General features: G+C 57.7%; 13 protein-coding genes. 7 read left to right on the top strand and 6 right to left on the bottom strand.

The window, feature by feature from the left end:
• Positions 1-172: 172 nt before the first annotated feature.
• The 3 genes from NC979_RS21925 to NC979_RS21915 all read right to left on the bottom strand — a co-directional run bounded on the left by NC979_RS21925 (position 173) and on the right by NC979_RS21915 (position 2,460).
• Entirely contained in the window at positions 173-547 is a 375-nt protein-coding gene (locus NC979_RS21925) for a hypothetical protein (RefSeq protein WP_190516023.1), read from the bottom strand.
• A gap of 363 nt (positions 548-910) precedes the next feature.
• Positions 911-1,927, bottom strand: coding sequence for a peptidoglycan-binding protein (locus NC979_RS21920; RefSeq protein ID WP_190516021.1), 1,017 nt, complete (start codon positions 1,925-1,927; stop codon positions 911-913).
• A 293-nt stretch (positions 1,928-2,220) separates the two neighbouring features.
• Positions 2,221-2,460, bottom strand: coding sequence for an NfeD family protein (locus tag NC979_RS21915; RefSeq protein ID WP_190516019.1), 240 nt, complete (start codon positions 2,458-2,460; stop codon positions 2,221-2,223).
• Positions 2,461-2,905: 445 nt separating this feature from the next.
• Here NC979_RS21915 and NC979_RS21910 point away from each other — a divergent pair, with 445 nt between their 5' ends.
• The 6 genes from NC979_RS21910 (at position 2,906) to NC979_RS21885 (ending at position 10,050) form a co-directional block, all read left to right on the top strand.
• A complete protein-coding gene (locus NC979_RS21910) occupies positions 2,906-4,267 on the top strand; it encodes a nicotinate phosphoribosyltransferase (protein WP_190516016.1) in 1,362 nt (453 codons plus the stop codon).
• Between the two features lie 11 nt (positions 4,268-4,278).
• Entirely contained in the window at positions 4,279-4,911 is a 633-nt protein-coding gene (locus NC979_RS21905) for a nicotinate-nucleotide adenylyltransferase (protein WP_190516013.1), read from the top strand.
• The gene (locus tag NC979_RS21900) at positions 4,872-5,618 is read left to right on the top strand and encodes an NUDIX hydrolase (RefSeq protein WP_190516010.1); all 747 of its coding nucleotides are present in this window, start codon (positions 4,872-4,874) and stop codon (positions 5,616-5,618) included. Before NC979_RS21905 ends, NC979_RS21900 begins: the two co-directional genes overlap by 40 nt.
• A 413-nt stretch (positions 5,619-6,031) precedes the next feature.
• Entirely contained in the window at positions 6,032-7,177 is a 1,146-nt protein-coding gene (locus NC979_RS21895; RefSeq protein WP_190516008.1) for a hypothetical protein, read from the top strand.
• Positions 7,177-8,148 (top strand): DNA-methyltransferase, encoded by a 972-nt coding sequence (locus NC979_RS21890; protein WP_190516005.1) that lies wholly within the window; start codon positions 7,177-7,179, stop codon positions 8,146-8,148. The genes NC979_RS21895 and NC979_RS21890 overlap by 1 nt, the downstream gene beginning before the upstream one ends.
• Before the next feature lie 105 nt (positions 8,149-8,253).
• Positions 8,254-10,050, top strand: coding sequence for an NAD+ synthase (locus NC979_RS21885; RefSeq protein ID WP_190516001.1), 1,797 nt, complete (start codon positions 8,254-8,256; stop codon positions 10,048-10,050).
• A 67-nt stretch (positions 10,051-10,117) separates the two neighbouring features.
• On the opposite strand, the gene NC979_RS21880 is transcribed toward NC979_RS21885, so the two are convergent.
• From NC979_RS21880 to NC979_RS21870, 3 genes are all read right to left on the bottom strand, one after another.
• Positions 10,118-10,930, bottom strand: a complete 813-nt coding sequence (locus tag NC979_RS21880; protein WP_190515999.1) for a cupin domain-containing protein — start codon at positions 10,928-10,930, stop codon at positions 10,118-10,120.
• Positions 10,931-11,093: 163 nt separating this feature from the next.
• Entirely contained in the window at positions 11,094-11,873 is a 780-nt protein-coding gene (locus NC979_RS21875) for an ABC transporter permease (protein WP_190515997.1), read from the bottom strand.
• Positions 11,870-12,790, bottom strand: a complete 921-nt coding sequence (locus NC979_RS21870; protein ID WP_190515994.1) for an ABC transporter ATP-binding protein — start codon at positions 12,788-12,790, stop codon at positions 11,870-11,872. Before NC979_RS21870 ends, NC979_RS21875 begins: the two co-directional genes overlap by 4 nt.
• Positions 12,791-13,197: 407 nt before the next feature.
• On the opposite strand from NC979_RS21870, the gene NC979_RS21865 reads away from it, so the two are divergent.
• The gene (locus NC979_RS21865; RefSeq protein ID WP_190515991.1) at positions 13,198-16,872 is read left to right on the top strand and encodes a WD40 repeat domain-containing protein; all 3,675 of its coding nucleotides are present in this window, start codon (positions 13,198-13,200) and stop codon (positions 16,870-16,872) included.

Raw genomic sequence — 16,872 nt, 5'->3', positions numbered from 1 at the left:
GGAATGTGCCGACGTGAAGAGAATCAAAGCAAACAAACGAACCAGGTAGCAAAGGCCGTGCCAGAAGATGCTTAAACTAAGCAACGCTGGGGGCCAACATAACATTTTAGCCCTCAGCGCAGTCAGTATATTTGGTTGTCATGAGTCCCTGTGTATTACGGCAACAGGTTATCTACTCATGCTCTGAGGGCAGGTCAATGAAGAAGTGGGAATCCGTTAGGCGATTGCTGGTGATGATTGCGCTGGTCAAACTGCCGTGACGCAGACGACGGGCAGTAGCGAGCTGAGCGTTTCTAACTATGGGCTGCTCTTCAAAGCCATAGCTGGGTGCAGCAGCCACGCTTACGGAGACGGGCACTAACGATGGGCCTGTCATTAGGTCAGCGGCCTCAGCCTTGTTGCCCGAGGAGTCAAACCCAACAGCTAGCATAAAAGCCGCTAGACCTATCACCAAGGCCAGACGAATATCAACAATTTGCAGCACCCAAAAGGCAGCGTCTTGGACAGAGGTCCGAAGAGTAGAAGATGACTTAGTGTCGTTAAACAAGGTTAAGCTCCTCGAAACGCCAGTGACCGGTGTAAGGATTCGCCAAGACCGGTAAACCGACGCATTGACTAACCTTTCAGGGCTTCTACTGAGGCATCCGGCACGGTTCGTGGACTACTCAATAGTTTTGCTTAAGTATTGTTATACACATAATGTCACTAAGTCACAAGATGTTGCGCCCAGCCAGAAATTTCTGCAAAGAGTTTTAGATCTACTCAAACCCTTGCAGCAGTTGGGGTTGACGCTCTTCATAGCCGCTAGGAATAAACTTTTAGAAACCATAGAAAAACTCCTATAGCTTGATCTATTCCATTGGTTAGATGACTTTCATCTTGACGTACTGCTAAGCAATAGCCCGTTATCCTAAATCGGATCTAGCCAGGCGGAGAAGATCCAGCCGCCATCGAGCAGTTCTGACCAATTGCCAGAGGTGCGCCCGGTGATAGTCACAATCGAGCCATTGGGTACGGTTCTGACGAGGCCAAACTCAGTGCCTGGGCCGTCATACACGGAGGTTGAGTCGCCATCGGTGACCACCCGCCGCTGACTAGTGCCACTAGGCGGTGGGTTCGTGGGGTCGGGGCTAGGGTCGGGTTTAGGGGAAGGCAGCGGCGTTGGTAGCTCAGTAGCCCGGTAAAGGGCCTGCCAGGTTGCCGCATCTACGACGCCGGTGACCGGTAGTCCATTCACCCGTTGAAACTCACGCACAGCATTTTGAGTCGTCTGGTCGTAGATGCCAGAGGCAATAAAATTGGACGGTAAGAAGCCGGCCTGGCGCAGCAGCCGCTGTAATTCCAACACGTCGGCATTGGGGGTTGGACCGGGGTTAGGGTTGGTGGGGTTAGGCTGGTTGCCGCCCTGAATAGGGCCACTGTATTGAATGTGGCCACTATCTACCCAGTTGCCGTTGGTGAGCTGCGCCCAGCCAACGCTAAATCGACCCGTTAACGCAATACGACTGCCGTTAACAAACTGCCCCACCACCGGAAAGTTGCGACCAGGGCCAGAGCGAATGTTGAGGGCAAAGTTCTGCGGAGTGACTACCGTGGCCAGGTTCTCTGCGTTGCCGGGGGGAGTGGCACCAGATCCAGGAACAGGAGACCGGCTGACCAAGTTGCCTGCGACCCAGGTGGCATCGACTAGCTGCACCCAACCATTGCGGCGCACTCCAGACAGTTGCAGGGCACTGCCTCGGCGCACACGACGATAGACGCCAGTGTTAGTGCCTGGTCCCCAGCGCGCGTTGAGGGCGTACCCCTCGGGAGTGTTGACGTAGACGGTGCTGCCCCAGAGGTGCCCATTGGCCAAGGCCGGTGTTCCTAGGCCGCTACCTAAAGCGACCGCCCCCACCGCAGCCAGTGACCAGCTCCTCAAGGGCATGCTGCTCACTGACGCTACCTGTGCTCCTTTGCCCTGCCTAAGCGCTAACGGCAAGGTAGAGACAGAACCCGCTTGGACAGGATCAACATCTGGGTGCGTTTCCCAGAGGAGCCAAAGAAGGCTTTGGGCCAGGCTATCCATAGGTCGACGGTGGTGGCAGAAGGAATAGGCAAAACTACCTTAATCATAGTGGTTTTTACCTATTCCCTGGAGATTTTCACAGAAAACGCCGGGTTGCTGGAGCGATCGCCCCAATCTAGCCAAAGACGTTCTACCCCAGCAATTCCCCGTTCTTAGGCGTAGGTTGGCCCCAGCGGTGGCACGATCAGCAGGGTGAGCCCATAGCGGCCCACCACCGTCACCCAGCTTGAGGGAGCTAGGGCAATACCGGCGTCAATGACGCCTTCATAGACTCTGGCGGGCCAGTAGGTACCTTCGTAGTAGACCCGTCCCTGTGATTGGGCGGTAATGGGGCGCTCTACCCGCGCGGTTTTAGGAGTTTCAAAAAGTTCCAGAGTGTGGGTCAGATTCATCGCTATCCTCCCGGTGATGTCCCAGATGGGGTGTGTACTTACTTGTTAGTGATGGTTGGGTGCAGGCTGTGACAGCCCAATGTGCATAGCGGTACTCCAGGGCCAACATTTGAAGGACGGTGCTCCAAACCAGAGGCCGTAGGCTTTGGAGCGGCCCCAGTTCTAACAGGTGTTCTGAACCAGGGCTGCTCTAAACCAGTAATGATGGACGATAGAAGGCAGAGCCTCGGCTAAACGTCATCCCTGTGACAGATATTGAAGCGTTAGCCGTCTAAAGACAGAGGGGGTAATACATAGCTATTGTGTCCCCTTTCAAAGAATTTTATCGGTGAAATTCACCAAAAACACGGGTAAATCGGAGGGTGATCACCCTTACCTCTCTACATTATTGCGAGTTTCGAAAGAATTAGTTATGGTGTAAATAACCAAAATTACCGTTGCCTCAATGCCCTATCCCACTCTTCTGGCTACCCCTGACAACTACGGTTTGCTGACGGATCTGTACCAGTTCACCATGGTGAGCTGCTATGCGGGTGAGGGCTTGGCCGATCGCCGGGCCAGTTTTGAGCTATCTACCCGGCGGCTACCCCCTGGCTACAGCTATTTGATTGCCATGGGGCTGACCCAGGCGATCGACTACTTGAACAATCTGCGGTTTTCAGAACACCATTTAGAGGCCTTGCGGCAAACGGGGCTGTTCGACCATGCTCCTGACGAATTTTGGCAGCGATTAGCCGAAGGGGGCTTTACTGGGGATGTGTGGGCTGTACCCGAGGGTACGGCGGTCTTCGCCAACGAGCCGCTGCTGCGGGTAGAAGCACCCCTGTGGCAGGCTCAAATTGCCGAAACCTACCTGCTCAACACGCTTAACTATCAAACCCTAGTAGCCACCCGCGCCGCTCGTTTGAGGGATGTGGCCGGGCCTGACGCCAGGCTGCTGGAGTTTGGCACCCGTCGGGCTTTTAGTCCCCAGGGGGCACTGTGGGCAGCGCGGGCAGCCCTAGCAGCGGGCTTTGACGAAACCTCGAACGTGCTAGCGGCGGTGGCGCTGGGACGCCAGCCAGCGGGCACCATGGCCCACGCCCTTGTAATGGTCTTTACGGCGTTAGAAGGTAACGAGGACGAGGCCTTTGCGGCCTTTCAGCGCTACTTTCCGGGGGCGGCGCTGCTGATTGACACCTACGACACGGTAGCGGCAGCTAAGCGGCTGGCAGCCCAGGTGCAGCGGGGGGAAACCCAGGTCGCCAGCGTACGGCTCGACTCTGGCGACTTAGTAGAACTGTCAAAGGCGGTGCGATCGCATCTGCCCAACGCCAAAATCTTGGCCAGCGGCGACCTGGATGAGTATGAAATCGTTCGCCTCAAGCAGGCTGGAGCGGTGCTCGACGGCTACGGCCTGGGCACTAAGCTGGTGACGGGCGACCCGGTGAATGGGGTGTATAAACTAGTCGATATCGACGGTACACCCGTGATGAAAGAGGCCAGCGGCAAAACTACCCTCCCCGGACGCAAGCAAATCTTTCGACGCTATGAGGGTGGGCAGGCGGTGGGCGATCGCCTCGGTCTGCTCGAAGAAACCGCCGCTCCCGACGAAAAGCCGCTGCTTGAGCTAGTGGTGAAGCAGGGGCTGCTCGTGCAGGAGCTAGAATCGCTGGATGCGATCGCTGCCCGCACCGCCGCCTCGGTGGCCAGCTTGCCCGCCGCCGTGCGCCAGCTAGAGCAACCGGCTGACTATGGCGTAGCATTGTCCGATGCCCTGGTGGATCTGGCGGCCCGCACCCGCCAGCATTCCCCCTCTCAGCCCTGAGGATGGCTCCCATGACCGCAACCAATTCTCTGGCGCTTCGCATCGCCCTATTTGGCACCAGTGCCGACCCACCCCACAAGGGCCACGCATCTATCCTCGCGTGGTTGGCCACCCAGTTTGACCACGTGGCGGTGTGGACGGCCAACAATCCATTTAAAGAGCACCAGACCCCCCTGGGCGATCGCTTCCGCATGCTGGAGCTGCTGATCGACGATCTGGCGGTGCCGCCCCAGCGGGTGCAGGTACACCCCGAACTTAGCCACATGCGCACGGTGATCACCCTGGAGCGATCGCGGCAGGTCTGGCCCCAAGCCGAGTTCTCGCTGGTGGTGGGGGCCGATCTGGTGGAGCAGCTACCCACTTGGCATCGAGCTCAGGAAATCTTTGCGGCAGCGAACATTTTGGTGATTCCGCGCCCCGGCTACGACCTCACGGAGGCCAACTTGGCTAATCTGCGCCAACATACGACCGTTACCGTGGCCGAGATGCCTGCGATCGATGTGTCGTCGTCCCGCTATCGCCAGTGCGACGGCATCCCCGCCGCCACCGCCCCCGAAATTCCCCCGGCGGTGCAGTCCTACATAGCCCAACACCACCTCTACCCATGTCCGCAAAACTCCACCGCACCTCTGACCACCCCCTAAGCTCGGTGCCCCTGGCCGACTTCAAAGTGGGAGTCGACAACGTGATTTTTTCTGTGGATACCCAGCAAAATCGGCTGATGGTGCTGGTGGTGATGCGCCACGACGAGCCCTTCGCGGGCTACTGGAGCCTGCCTGGCACCCTGGTGCGCCAGGGCGAATCCTTAGAAGCCGCCGCCTACCGGGTGTTAGCCGAAAAAATCCGCGTCAATACCCTCTATCTAGAGCAGCTCTATACCTTCGGCGGCCCCGATCGCGACCCCCGCGAGTCGCCCCAAGCCTTTAATGTGCGCTACTTGTCGGTCAGCCATTTTGCCCTGGTGCGCTTTGAGGATGCCGAACTGATTGCCGATGGGGTCAGCGGCATCGCCTGGTATCCACTGGCCCAGGTGCCCCAGCTCGCCTTCGACCATAACGAAATTCTTACCTACGGCTACCGGCGGCTGCGCAACAAGCTGGAATATAGCCCGATCGCCTTCGACGTGCTGCCCGAGGTCTTTACCCTGGGCGATCTCTACCAGCTCTACGTCACCGTTTTGGGGGAAGGATTTTCGGATTATTCCAACTTTCGAGCTCGACTGCTCAAGCTGGGTTTTTTGCAGGATACGGGCAAAAAAACCTCCCGTGGTGCCGGACGTCCTGCCAGCCTGTATCGGTTTGACGCCGCTGCATTTGAGCCCCTAAAGGAAAAGGCGATGGTGTTTATTTAAGCGCGCGGGCATAGTAGGCCATGGCGCGGGCATAGTCGGGGATTCCGACGGAAAGGTGTTTATCTAGTCGCACCGGATCCCCAGCTCAGGCTCGAGCCAATCTACTCAGGTTTGCCCTGGCGGCAGCGCCCCCTAGTCGGGCCAGCCCAGAGCAGGCAGCAGCTTAATTCATGCTTCTAGGAGCCGCCATGACCGAGCCACAGCAAGACCCCTTACCCACTGATCCGCAACCTACCGATTCAGGCACACCAGGGACAGAGCCAGCCTCGCCCGTCAACGCTAATACCGAGCCACCGCAAGCCCCCCTGCCCGTTGATACCCAAACTGCCGATTTAGGCACACCAGGGACAGAGCCAGCCTCGCCTGTCAGCACTGACCAAACCACCACCACAGCTAATTCAGCCGAAAAACCTATGTTGGCGGCGATTGTTTCCGAGGCGTCTAAAAACCTTTCGGGCAAAATTTTTCTCGGCGCTTGGTTTGCCACCCTAGCGATCGCAGCACTCACGTTTTCGTTTTCCTATTTAAAGGCCAGCAACTGGCTCAATCGAGGACAGGAGATTGGCGCAATTAAAAATGGTCGAGCACAAGGTCAAGCACAACTTAGCTGTGTGCAAAGGCACTTTCAAGGCATGCTTCCTAGCATGCTCAATTCCAACTCAAGCGATGCGGCCAATGGCGAGGAGAGCCTGAGAAACTCTCGCCTCGGCGCCATCAACCAAAGGCAGGAGATCAGTGCCGATAGGCTGGTGCTAGAAACCCAGCGCAACACTCTGCAAAACGAGATTCAGAACCTGGGCGCCGCTGCTCCATCGCAAAACAATACCTCAGAAGCAACTTCTCAGTTGCAAAAGGAAGAGGAAAAGGAAAAAGAAAAGAAAAAGAAAGAGGAAAAGGAAAAGAAGACAGCAGATTTAGTAACTGTTGAGCAAAAAATCAAAGAGCGAGACAATAGGCTCAATGAGCTGGATAAACTTCTAAGGATTTTAGGCGTACCAAAAATTTCTATGGGCGAGGTTACCCAGCTAAGTGAACAGGACCAGGCTATCCAAGATCGAATCTATGTGCATTACGACATTACCAGAACCTTCTACGCGACTCACCAGGCGGGTTCTGTTGGCGCTTCTCTGGCGCTTCTCTTTGGCAGTATTGTGCTGATTTTTATTAGTGGCGATATTTGGGAAGGAAAGATCAAAAGTAACCCCGGCCTAGTGTTTCCCCTAATTCTTTTTGGCAGTACCTACGTTTTATTTTTGAACCTGCCAGCCGTACTGTCAGCTGAGGAAATTTATCAGGCTAATTTGACTCAGTATGTCGGCTACGTAAATTTGGAAGAGGAGATTTGCACAGTTTTGGCCACCGAGCGCTTTGTGGGTGACTCTAACCAGCCTGGCACCATTCAAGCAATTGAGTTTAATCGTTTGGTGCACTCCGTTGAGCAGCGCATGCGAGCGTTAAACACTCGAACTATAAGCTCAGATGTCGGGGCAATCGATCGCCTCAGACTTGACCTAGACGCGCTCAGCTATCCCCGCAAATCTGAACAGAAACCGAAGTGATGACGAAGACTAGGGCAAGTAGAAATAGAACCCTCCAGCTCACCGAGCAAGATCGGCAGATCTTTGGCCAGCGGCTGGTGCGTTTGGCCGAGAGCGCAGTCCCGGAGCAACTTGTGGATAGGGTAATCTGCCAGGATATATTCGAGGTGCTGCCTCTGCTGCCCCACAGCTTTGTGGATCTATTAATTGTTGACCCGCCCTACAATCTCACCAAAGATTTCAATGGCAGCAAGTTTAGGCAGTGCGATCGCCCCACCTACACCGCCTGGCTCGACAGCTGGATCTCCCAGCTCAAAGCTATTCTCAAACCCAACGCTTCCGCCTATTTTTGCGCCGACTGGGCGACCTCAACCGCAATGTATCCAGTGCTAGAAAAATACTTTACCGTCAGGAATAGAATCACCTGGGAGCGCGAAAAAGGACGCGGTGCCCAAGCTAATTGGAAGAACGCCAGCGAAGATATTTGGTTCTGCACCGTCTCCGAAACCTACACTTTTAACGTGGATGCCGTAAAGCTCAAACGTCAGGTAATCGCTCCCTACAGAGACCTGGCCGGGCAACCCAAAGACTGGGACGACACAGGTTTAAAAAACTACCGTCTCACCCATCCGTCTAACCTATGGACCGACATTACCGTGCCCTTTTGGTCTATGGCTGAAAACACCGATCACCCCACCCAAAAACCCGAAAAACTGGTGGCCAAACTGCTGTTGGCCAGTTCTAACCCTGGCGCTGTGGTGCTCGATCCTTTTCTCGGCAGCGGCACAACTGCTGTGGTCGCCAAAAAGCTAGGGCGGCAGTATGTAGGCATTGAGCAAAACTCCGACTACTGCTGCTTGGCTGAAAAGCGTTTGGCCATAGCCAATGCAGACCCCACAATCCAGGGCTACGCCGATGGCGTCTTTTGGGAGCGAAACACCCTGTCCGCCCAGCGCAGTCGCCCCAAAAAGTCCATTTCCTCAGAAGCCTGATTATTTCCCCGCCAATTGCCGGTAGCTGAAGCCGAAATTGCCGGCAGCCTAAAGACGATTACAGCCAGCGTTTTGGTCGAAATCCTTTTTTATTAATTAATTCCTATGAAATTTGCGATCGCCCAGCTCAACCCCACCATTGGCGACCTGGCCCACAACGCTCAGCAGGTGCTCGATGCCGCTCGCCAGGCCGATCGCCTGGAGGCCCAGGTGCTCGTCACCACCGAGCTGGTGCTGTGCGGCTACCCGCCTCGCGACCTGCTACTTCAGCCCAGCTTTATTCAAGCTATGGCTGACCAGCTCGACGCTCTGGCTGCCGAGCTGCCCCCCCACCTCGCCGTGCTGGTGGGCTATGCCTCCGCCAACCCCAAGGCCCGCTACCACGGCGAAAAGCCCCTGTTTAACAGCACCGCCCTGCTCCAGGGCGGCAAGGTGCAGCAGGTCTTTCACAAGCAGCTATTGCCCACCTACGATGTCTTCGATGAGCATCGCTATTTTGCCCCCGGGTCGGGGCCGAGCAGCTTCACTATTCCCCTGGGTGACTGGGGCCTGCGGGTCGGCGTCACCATCTGCGAAGACCTATGGAACGACGAAGAGTTTTGGGGCGGGCGCAGCTACCCGCGCAACCCGATCGCCGACCTAGCCGACGACCACGTCGATGTGGTGATCAACCTTTCCGCCTCGCCCTACTCGGTCAACAAGGCGCAGCTGCGGGCCTCGATGCTGGCCCACAGCGCCACCCGGTTTCGCTGCCCCATTCTCTACGCCAACCAGGTGGGGGCCAACGACGACCTGATCTTCGACGGCACCAGCACGGCCTTCAACCGCCAGGGTGAATTGGTGGCCCGTCTACCCTCTTACCAGGCTGGGCTGGCGGTGGTGGAATATGACCCCATCCAGCACGACCTGTGTCCTGGAGATATTGCCCCCCTGCCCGCCGACGAAAACGAGGCAATCTGGTCGGCCCTGGTGCTGGGAGTGCGTGACTACACCCACAAATGCGGCTTTTCTAAGGCGGTGATTGGCCTCAGTGGCGGCATTGACTCGGCGCTGGTGGCGGCGATCGCAGCGGCAGCCCTTGGCCCGACCAACGTGCTCGGCATTCTCATGCCCTCCCCGTATAGCTCCGACCACTCGGTAACCGACGCGCTGGCCCTGGCCCAAACCCTGGGCATTGACCACCAAACCCTAGCGATCGGCCCGCTGATGGCCGATTACGACCAAGTGCTCGATCCCCTCTTCGCGGGCACTGCCACCGGCCTTGCCGAAGAAAATATCCAGTCGCGCATTCGTGGCAATCTGCTGATGGCGGTTTCAAATAAATTTGGCCACCTGCTGCTGTCAACCGGCAACAAGTCAGAAATGGCAGTGGGCTACTGCACCCTCTACGGCGACATGAATGGCGGCCTAGCGGTAATTGCCGATGTGCCCAAAACGCGAGTCTACGCCCTCTGTCAGTGGCTCAATCGGCAAGTGGGCAACGGCTCTGGGTCTGCAGCCCCAGCGGCCCTAGGTGAACTGTCGGCACGGGTTAGCCACCTCACTGACGCTCTGATTCCGCAGAATATTCTCGAAAAACCTCCCAGCGCCGAGCTCAAGCCCGGTCAAGTCGATCAAGATTCATTGCCGCCCTACGACGTGCTAGATGACATCCTCGATCGCCTGGTGCAGCGCCATGAGTCGGTAGCCGAGATGGTCGCCGCTGGCCACGATGCAGCAGTGATCGACAAAGTCTTGCGGCTGGTGTCGCGGGCTGAATTTAAGCGGCGGCAGACCCCGCCCGTGCTGAAGGTGACCGATCGCGCTTTTGGCCTGGGCTGGCGCATGCCCATCGCCAACCGCTGGAAAAGCGAGGTGAAGCCGTTGGCGGTAGAGCCTGCTGAGCAACTATTAGAAGCCTGATGGCGATCGCGCAGCCGTAATTGAGAATTGTTGAGGGGGTGAATTACCCCCTCAACCACAAGCCAGCCTAGAACGACAGACCTAGGGCCAAACAATCGCTACCCTCAGCGGCACTGACTTGGTAAGACTGGGTCTCAACGGTTGTAGCCACCACCAGCATATCTTTGGCGAAGGTAGTGCCATCGATACTGCAACTGCCCTTCAGCACGAGCAGATAGTTGCCGGTGTATTCATAGCTCTCCAAAGAAGTGCTTTTGATGAATTGAGAACTCATGCCGCCCTCTGGCTCGAGCGGAATTTCGTAGGTGGAGACACCCGCTTGCACCTCTTCAAATGGATAAATTGTCTCAAAGTCGGATTCAGCAGTGTTGATATTAATGGGGGTGTAAGCTTCGATCAGGTCGGTACTAGCAAAATCCGGCGGCGAAGCGTAGGCCAGCAGAAAGAAGCCGGTGCTGTCTGAGACTTCGTGGCCGCTACCCGGCGGGTTGAAGTAGAGCGACCCGGTGGGGTAAAACCCCTTGGCGTCGGTCTGGGTACCCGCGATCGCATAGACCGACTCAGTCATGGAATGGTAGTGCAGCCCCACACTGCCGTCGGGAATGGTGTACCACAAGATGCTGATGTGCTCAGTGTCGGCAGCACCGGAGAGAATCAGCTTTTCTAAATTTGGCCTAAAGGTAAAAAAGTCGTAGTTGCTGGGGTTGGTCGTCAGATCGTTCAGGTCGACCACGGTGGAGTTGCTGAGCCCTGAAGCGGTGTCGAGGGCGATCGCATCATCTAGTGTCTCCACCGCTTCGGCATCTTGGGCAACAATGCCGACTCCCGCAAATGCGACCAGCCCTAAAGCTGTCAGCGCTGTAGATTGAACAGATCCCATGGCCGCCGACTCCTACTCCAAAGGTTATGGAAGGCTACACCATATCACGGCAGAAACCAGCAAATCTGTCACTTTTCTCTCAATATCGTGCTTCAGCCTCAGTTCCTGCTCAAAAAGAGCAAGACAAGAGCGCTCCTGCAACTTGGCTAGCTGAATGAACTTACTAGCTAAACAATCTCGGATAGATCCGCAGGGCGGCCAGCCTTGCCGTCAGCACCATCCAGCCGATTAGCCAGACCAGCAGCAGGGGCCACCAGGGGGGCAGACCCAGGGGCCAGCGCAGCAGGTCAACCAGGGAGGCCAGGGGCAAAAACGCGGCAAACTTGGCTAGCAGCGGCGGCAGCGTATCGCGCGGAAAGTAGGTGCCACAGAGGGTAAACATAGGGATGATTACCAGAAAAATCGGCACATTTACCTGGTCAACCTTATTCACAGCCCCGGCTACCAACAGACCAAAGGCCCCAAACAGCAGGCTGCCAAGCACAATCAGCGGCAGCGACAGCACCAGGCTAGAGAGGTCGTAGAGATTGGCCAACACCGCGACTAGCCCGGTGATAGTGCCGGCGATTGACCCCTTAGTCGCCGCCCAAAACCAGTCGCCCAAAAACACGTCGGTATAGCTCAATGGGGCTGTTAGCAGCGCCTGCCAGGTCTTTTGAAAGTTGAGCCGAATGAAGCTGCTGTAGGCCCCTTCAAAAAACGACTGAAACAGCACTCCGATCGCAATCATCCCCGGAGCCAAAAACCGAGCGTAGGGAATCATCTGCCCCAAATAGTCCACCTCACCAATCAGCGGAGAAAGACCGTAGCCAAAGGCAAGCAGATACACAATTGGCTCGGAGACAGGCGGCAGACAGTTCACCAACCAGGTGCTGCGATAGACTTGAAAGTGTCGCCACCAAACCGAATACACCCCCCAAGGGGTAGCGGTAATCAGCTTCATTCCAGCACGCTCCCAGTGAGTCGCAAAAACACATCTTCTAAATTGGCGGGCCGCCGCAGGAGGCGGCTGGGATGGTGGGCGGCGATCGCATCCCAAACCACCTCAGGCTCGCGATCGGGCAGCGCCACCAGGTGACCATTGCCAAAAGCCCGATACCAGGCTCCGTGGCGGGCCGCTAGATCCTGAAGAATTTGGGCCTCAACCCCTCCGATTTCAGCCACCTCGCGGCCAATCACCCGCGCGACTAGATCGGTGGGGGTGCCCTCGTCAATCACCTTGCCCTGCTGTAGGAGAAGGAGGCGATCGCACAGCCTTTGGGCCTCATCCATATAGTGGGTGGTCAGCAAAATGCCGCAGCCGCTGGCCTTGAGGTGCTGCACCAGCCGCCAAAAATCCTGGCGAGCGTCGGGGTCGAGGCCAGTGGTAGGCTCATCTAGAAACACAATTTTGGGCCGATTGAGTAAGGCGCGGGCCAGCACCAGCTTGCGCTTCATGCCGCCCGACAGCTCATCCACCTGAGCCTCGGCTCGGTGCTCTAGATTGACCAGGGCCAGCAGCTCCCCCGCCCGCTGCCGTGCCGCCGCGCCCGTAATGCGGTAGTGGTGGGCAAAGTGGGTAAGGTTTTTAAACACCGTAAAGTCGGGGTCGAGGTTGTCTTCCTGGGTGACAATGCCCATCTGGGCGCGGGCCAGCTGTCCCTGCCCCGGCAGTTGCCAGGGGCCAAACTGCACAAACCCCCTAGTGGGGACAACGGTGCCAAACAGCATGCCCACCGTCGTGGTTTTGCCCGCCCCATTAGGCCCCAGCAGACCGACAATCTCACCCGGTGCCAGGGAAAAGCTGATGCCCTGCACCACCGCCTCGTCACCATAGGTTTTCCAAAGGTCGTAAGCCTTTAAGTTCAGCGAATCCGACAAAATTTGCTCCTAAGAAATGCCTTCAAAAAGTTCCCAACAGCCCAACAATGTGCCCCTTCTTCCTTCTACCCAAAGTCACGGCGATGGGCAAAGTTGCCCTCTAGAAAGCTGAAGCAATATGATGAGCCCCACCGATGGACTGAGAGATATAGAGACACCCTCCCACCCATCTACTCATCCACCCATCTACTCCCACCTCCCCAGGCACTCTAACAAAATCCCTCCCAAACCATCCTGATTCACTCACCTGGCGCAGAAATATGAACTGGTAGATGCACCCTGATCATTCCCCTGCCCTTGGGTTGGGGAATTTTTTTTGCCAAATTTCTTGGGCACGGCGGCTGAGAAGTTCTGAAAAATTCAGGTTAGACTGAGGCCAGATTTGGGGCATCGCGGCGGTTTAGCCAATGGATTTTGAGAAAATTGCTGTACACATCAACCAAGTTGCTGTGGAGCGCAAGGGGCGACCGCTAAAGGATGTCGAGCGTCTGGTGCTACAGGGATCTTGGGAGAACAAGACCTATGCGGCGATGGCAACCCCCACCGCTGGCTACACCGAAGACTATCTCAAAAAAGACGTCGGCCCCAAGCTCTGGCAGCTGCTGACCGAGCTGGTAGATGCTGATCTCCAGGGCGTTCGGGTGACGAAGCGCAATATTCAGAACGTGCTGCACACCTGGATGATGCAGGGGGTAGTGGCGACTGAACCGGCCCCGCCGCCGCATATTGTAGTGGAGCCGCGATCGCCCCTGCCCGCCCCCACCCTAGTGGTGCGTGAATCCCCACGCCTCGATCTAGACGACTGTGCGGGCCGCCAGGCAGAACTGGCCACCCTAACCGAGTGGGTTTTGGCGGAGCGCTGCCGCACGGTAGTGCTATGGGGGCTGCCAGGCGTGGGCAAGACGACGGTGGCAGCAGCGATCGCCGCCACCGTTGCCCCCCAGGTCGATCAGTGCGGCTACCTGGCTCTAACCGCCGAGGCCACCGAGCAGGATGTACTGGGGGCAATCGTTCACTGGCTTGACCCGCAGACGGCGATCGCGCCCCCAGCCCAAGTAGACTGGGTGCTCGATCAGCTAAGCCAGCGCTGCGCCCTGCTGATTATCGATGGTCTAGAGCAGTTCTTTGAACCTCAGCAGCCAGCGGGCAGTTACCGCGCCCATACCGACGCCCTACAGCATCTTTTTCACCAGGGAGCCGAGCGCCATCACCAGAGTTGTCTAGTCTGGCTCAGCCGCGAAAAGCCCGCCGATTTTTCTCATGTGCAGGGGCCACGGGTGCGAGATTATGCCCTCGGCGATCTGGCCGCATCGGCGGCCAGATCGCTGCTCCAGGCCCCGACCGTTCCAGTTGCCCCTGACGACTGGGGAGCGCTGATCGATCGCTACGGCAGCCATCCCCTGGTGCTGCGGGGGCTAGGGGCGACGCTACGAGAGGTCTACCAGGGGCAGCCCCAGATGTTGCTCCAGGCAGCTAAGTCAGTCGTACCCGTCGTTGTACACCGCACCTTTACCCAAGCCCTCCAGCGACTGCCGGCTGACGAATGGGCCTTGTTGTACTGGCTAGCCCTAGCCCAGGAGCCAGTTACACTCGACGACCTCGACGGGGCTATGCAGCCACCCCTGACCGACGCGGTGGTGCAGTCAGCCCTGGGGCGGGGCTGGGTTCAGGCTCAGGCCACTGGAGGGCGTGGGCTAGTGTTGAGCCTCGGCCCCTCGGTGCAGGTCTTAGTCCTAGAACAACTGCAGGGCGTGCTGGCCGCTGAGCTAGAGGCCGAGACGTTTGACTGGCTCCAGCGGTTGCCCCTCGTTACCATGACTGCCCGAGAGGTGGTACAGGAACGTCAGCGGACGGCTATGTTGCTTCCTCTAGCAGAGGAGCTGCGACAACAGTGCGCTACCGATGGGGCTCTGTTTGCTAAGGGCGATCGCCTGCTCGAGGCCCTACAGCCCCTCGTGGGTCAGCCGGGCTACGGGGCCGGCAACATAATTCACCTCTGCCAACATCTGGGCCTGGGTATTAGTGGGGTTGATTTTTCTCATCTAGCCATTTGGCAGAGCGATTTGCGGCGGGTAAGCGTGCAGGGAGCCAACTTTAGCCAGGCTCAGTTTAGCGACACCACCTTTGCTACCGCCCTCGGGCGCGATCCGGTGGCCGCCTTCAGCCCCGTCGGTCCTAAAGATAAGCAAGGCCAGCGCGGATCGTCTCTAGAGGAGGGATGGCACCTAGCCACGGGCGATCACGAGGGCCGACTGCTGCTGTGGGATTTGCGGCGGGGCAAGCTGGTCTGGATGTTTGACGAAGGCCAACGCATTCGATCGCTGGCCTTTAGCCCCCGAGGCGATCTGCTAGCCGTAGGTACCGAGAGTGGGCAAATCTGGCTGTGGTCAGTGGGCTCCACCTACCAAACCGACATTTTGGACGATCACCAGGCCCCAGTGCGAGCCTTAGCCTTTAGCCCCGACGGCAGCCAGCTAGCCTCCGGCGATGACAGCGGTCGGCTGTGCCTGTGGGAAGTCGCATCAGGTTTTAGCCAGGGCTGTCTAGAAGGCCACGTTGGCGCTATTCACAGCCTAACCTACAGCACTTTGGGCAACCACCTGGTGAGCGGCGGCGATGACCAGCGCGCCTGTCTGTGGAATGTGGGCGATCGCACCCTGCTGAAAGATCTCCAGGCGCGATCGACGGCGACGATTCGCACAGTTGGGTTTTTGTCCGACCCCAACGACCCTGACTGCCAAGCAATTCCTTTTGCAGCGGGCTGTGACGACCACTGCCTGACCATTTGGAATTTGGCCACCGGTCTGCCCTGCTGGATTTTGCCCATCGACGTACAGGCTTTGCCCGCCCTCGCCCTCAGCCCTGATGGGCGCTATCTGGTGTCTAGCAGCCAAGACTTCACCGTCACGGTGTGGGATATTCCCAATCGTCGCCTCTGCTATGCACTGCCATCACTGGGAGCGCCGGTATGGACCCTAGCCTTTAGCGCCGACAGCCGCTATTTCGTCACCGGCAGTAACTACACCGTCAAGCTCTGGAGCGTTAAACGGGGCCAGTGCTGGCGCAGCTTTCTCAGCCAAGCGCATCCGGTGCGCTGCCTGGCCTTTAGCGCTAGCGCTGACAGCGGCACCATTCTCACTGGCCATGACGATACCCACCTGCGGCTGTGGCAGGTCAACGCCCATAGCCCCTACGCCATCGGCCCTCGTGCCCTAGCGGGCCACAGCGGCTCGGTGCGCACCGTCGCCCTTAGCGCCGATGGTCAGTGGTTAGCTAGCAGCGCCGACGACCAGACCCTGCGGCTCTGGGCGATCGCGAACGGCCAGAGCCAGTGGGTGGTCGCCAAGCCAACCCCGGCCACCCTGCTGCGCTTTAGCCCGGATTGTCAGTGGTTAGCTACCGCAGGCCCCGACAGCGGCATTTTGGTGTGGAATTGCACTACTGGCAGCGCCGTAGGAGAGCTAGAAGACGCCCCTGACAGCCCGTCAGCCCTACTATTTAGCCCCAACGGCGACTGGATTGTAGTAGGTGCTAGGGATGGCACCATTGGCCTTTGGTCGTGGCAGCAGGGCACTCTGGGCTCCGATCGCCGCATTCTATCGGGCCATCAAAGTCAGGTACACAGTCTTGTGGCCCAGGGCGAGAGGCTGGCCAGCGCCAGCCACGACGGCACCGTGCGCTGGTGGAATTTGGGGCAAGACAATGGCTGTCTCGGCCAGTGGCAACACCCCACAGAGCAATGGCTGCAAGGGGTTACCCTAAATCCGGCGGGAGACATTTTAGCGCTGACTAGCCAAAACGCCCAGGTCGAGGTGTGGGATGTTAAAACCAACCAATGCCGTCACACCCTCAAGGGTCACAGCCAAGATATTTGGCAAGTCTCGGGTTGTTCTAGCGGCACCCATCTAATTACCGCCAGCCAAGACGACGAAATTCGCGTATGGGATCTGGCGACAGGCCTGTGCCAGCAAACCCTGCGCCCCGATCGCCCTTACGAAGGCGTCAATATCCGTGGGGCCACTGGCCTATCCGACACCGAAGAACGAATGCTGAAATCCCTGGGTGCGATCGTCAGTTACTAA

This window comes from Leptolyngbya subtilissima AS-A7 (assembly GCF_039962255.1).
Classification (GTDB): Bacteria; Cyanobacteriota; Cyanobacteriia; order Phormidesmidales; family Phormidesmidaceae; genus Nodosilinea.
This window is presented reverse-complemented; position numbering and strand designations above follow the sequence as displayed.

Excerpts from the sequence above, each read along its gene's own strand:
- NC979_RS21920 (WP_190516021.1), bottom strand. The coding sequence starts at position 1,927 with ATGCCCTTGAGGAGCTGGTCACTGGCTGCGGTGGGGGCGGTCGCTTTA.
- NC979_RS21915 (WP_190516019.1), bottom strand. The coding sequence starts at position 2,460 with ATGAATCTGACCCACACTCTGGAACTTTTTGAAACTCCTAAAACCGCG.
- NC979_RS21910 (WP_190516016.1), top strand. The coding sequence starts at position 2,906 with ATGCCCTATCCCACTCTTCTGGCTACCCCTGACAACTACGGTTTGCTG.
- NC979_RS21905 (WP_190516013.1), top strand. The coding sequence starts at position 4,279 with ATGACCGCAACCAATTCTCTGGCGCTTCGCATCGCCCTATTTGGCACC.
- NC979_RS21900 (WP_190516010.1), top strand. The coding sequence starts at position 4,872 with ATGTCCGCAAAACTCCACCGCACCTCTGACCACCCCCTAAGCTCGGTG.
- NC979_RS21895 (WP_190516008.1), top strand. The coding sequence starts at position 6,032 with ATGTTGGCGGCGATTGTTTCCGAGGCGTCTAAAAACCTTTCGGGCAAA.
- NC979_RS21890 (WP_190516005.1), top strand. The coding sequence starts at position 7,177 with ATGACGAAGACTAGGGCAAGTAGAAATAGAACCCTCCAGCTCACCGAG.
- NC979_RS21885 (WP_190516001.1), top strand. The coding sequence starts at position 8,254 with ATGAAATTTGCGATCGCCCAGCTCAACCCCACCATTGGCGACCTGGCC.
- NC979_RS21880 (WP_190515999.1), bottom strand. The coding sequence starts at position 10,930 with ATGGGATCTGTTCAATCTACAGCGCTGACAGCTTTAGGGCTGGTCGCA.
- NC979_RS21875 (WP_190515997.1), bottom strand. The coding sequence starts at position 11,873 with ATGAAGCTGATTACCGCTACCCCTTGGGGGGTGTATTCGGTTTGGTGG.
- NC979_RS21865 (WP_190515991.1), top strand. The coding sequence starts at position 13,198 with ATGGATTTTGAGAAAATTGCTGTACACATCAACCAAGTTGCTGTGGAG.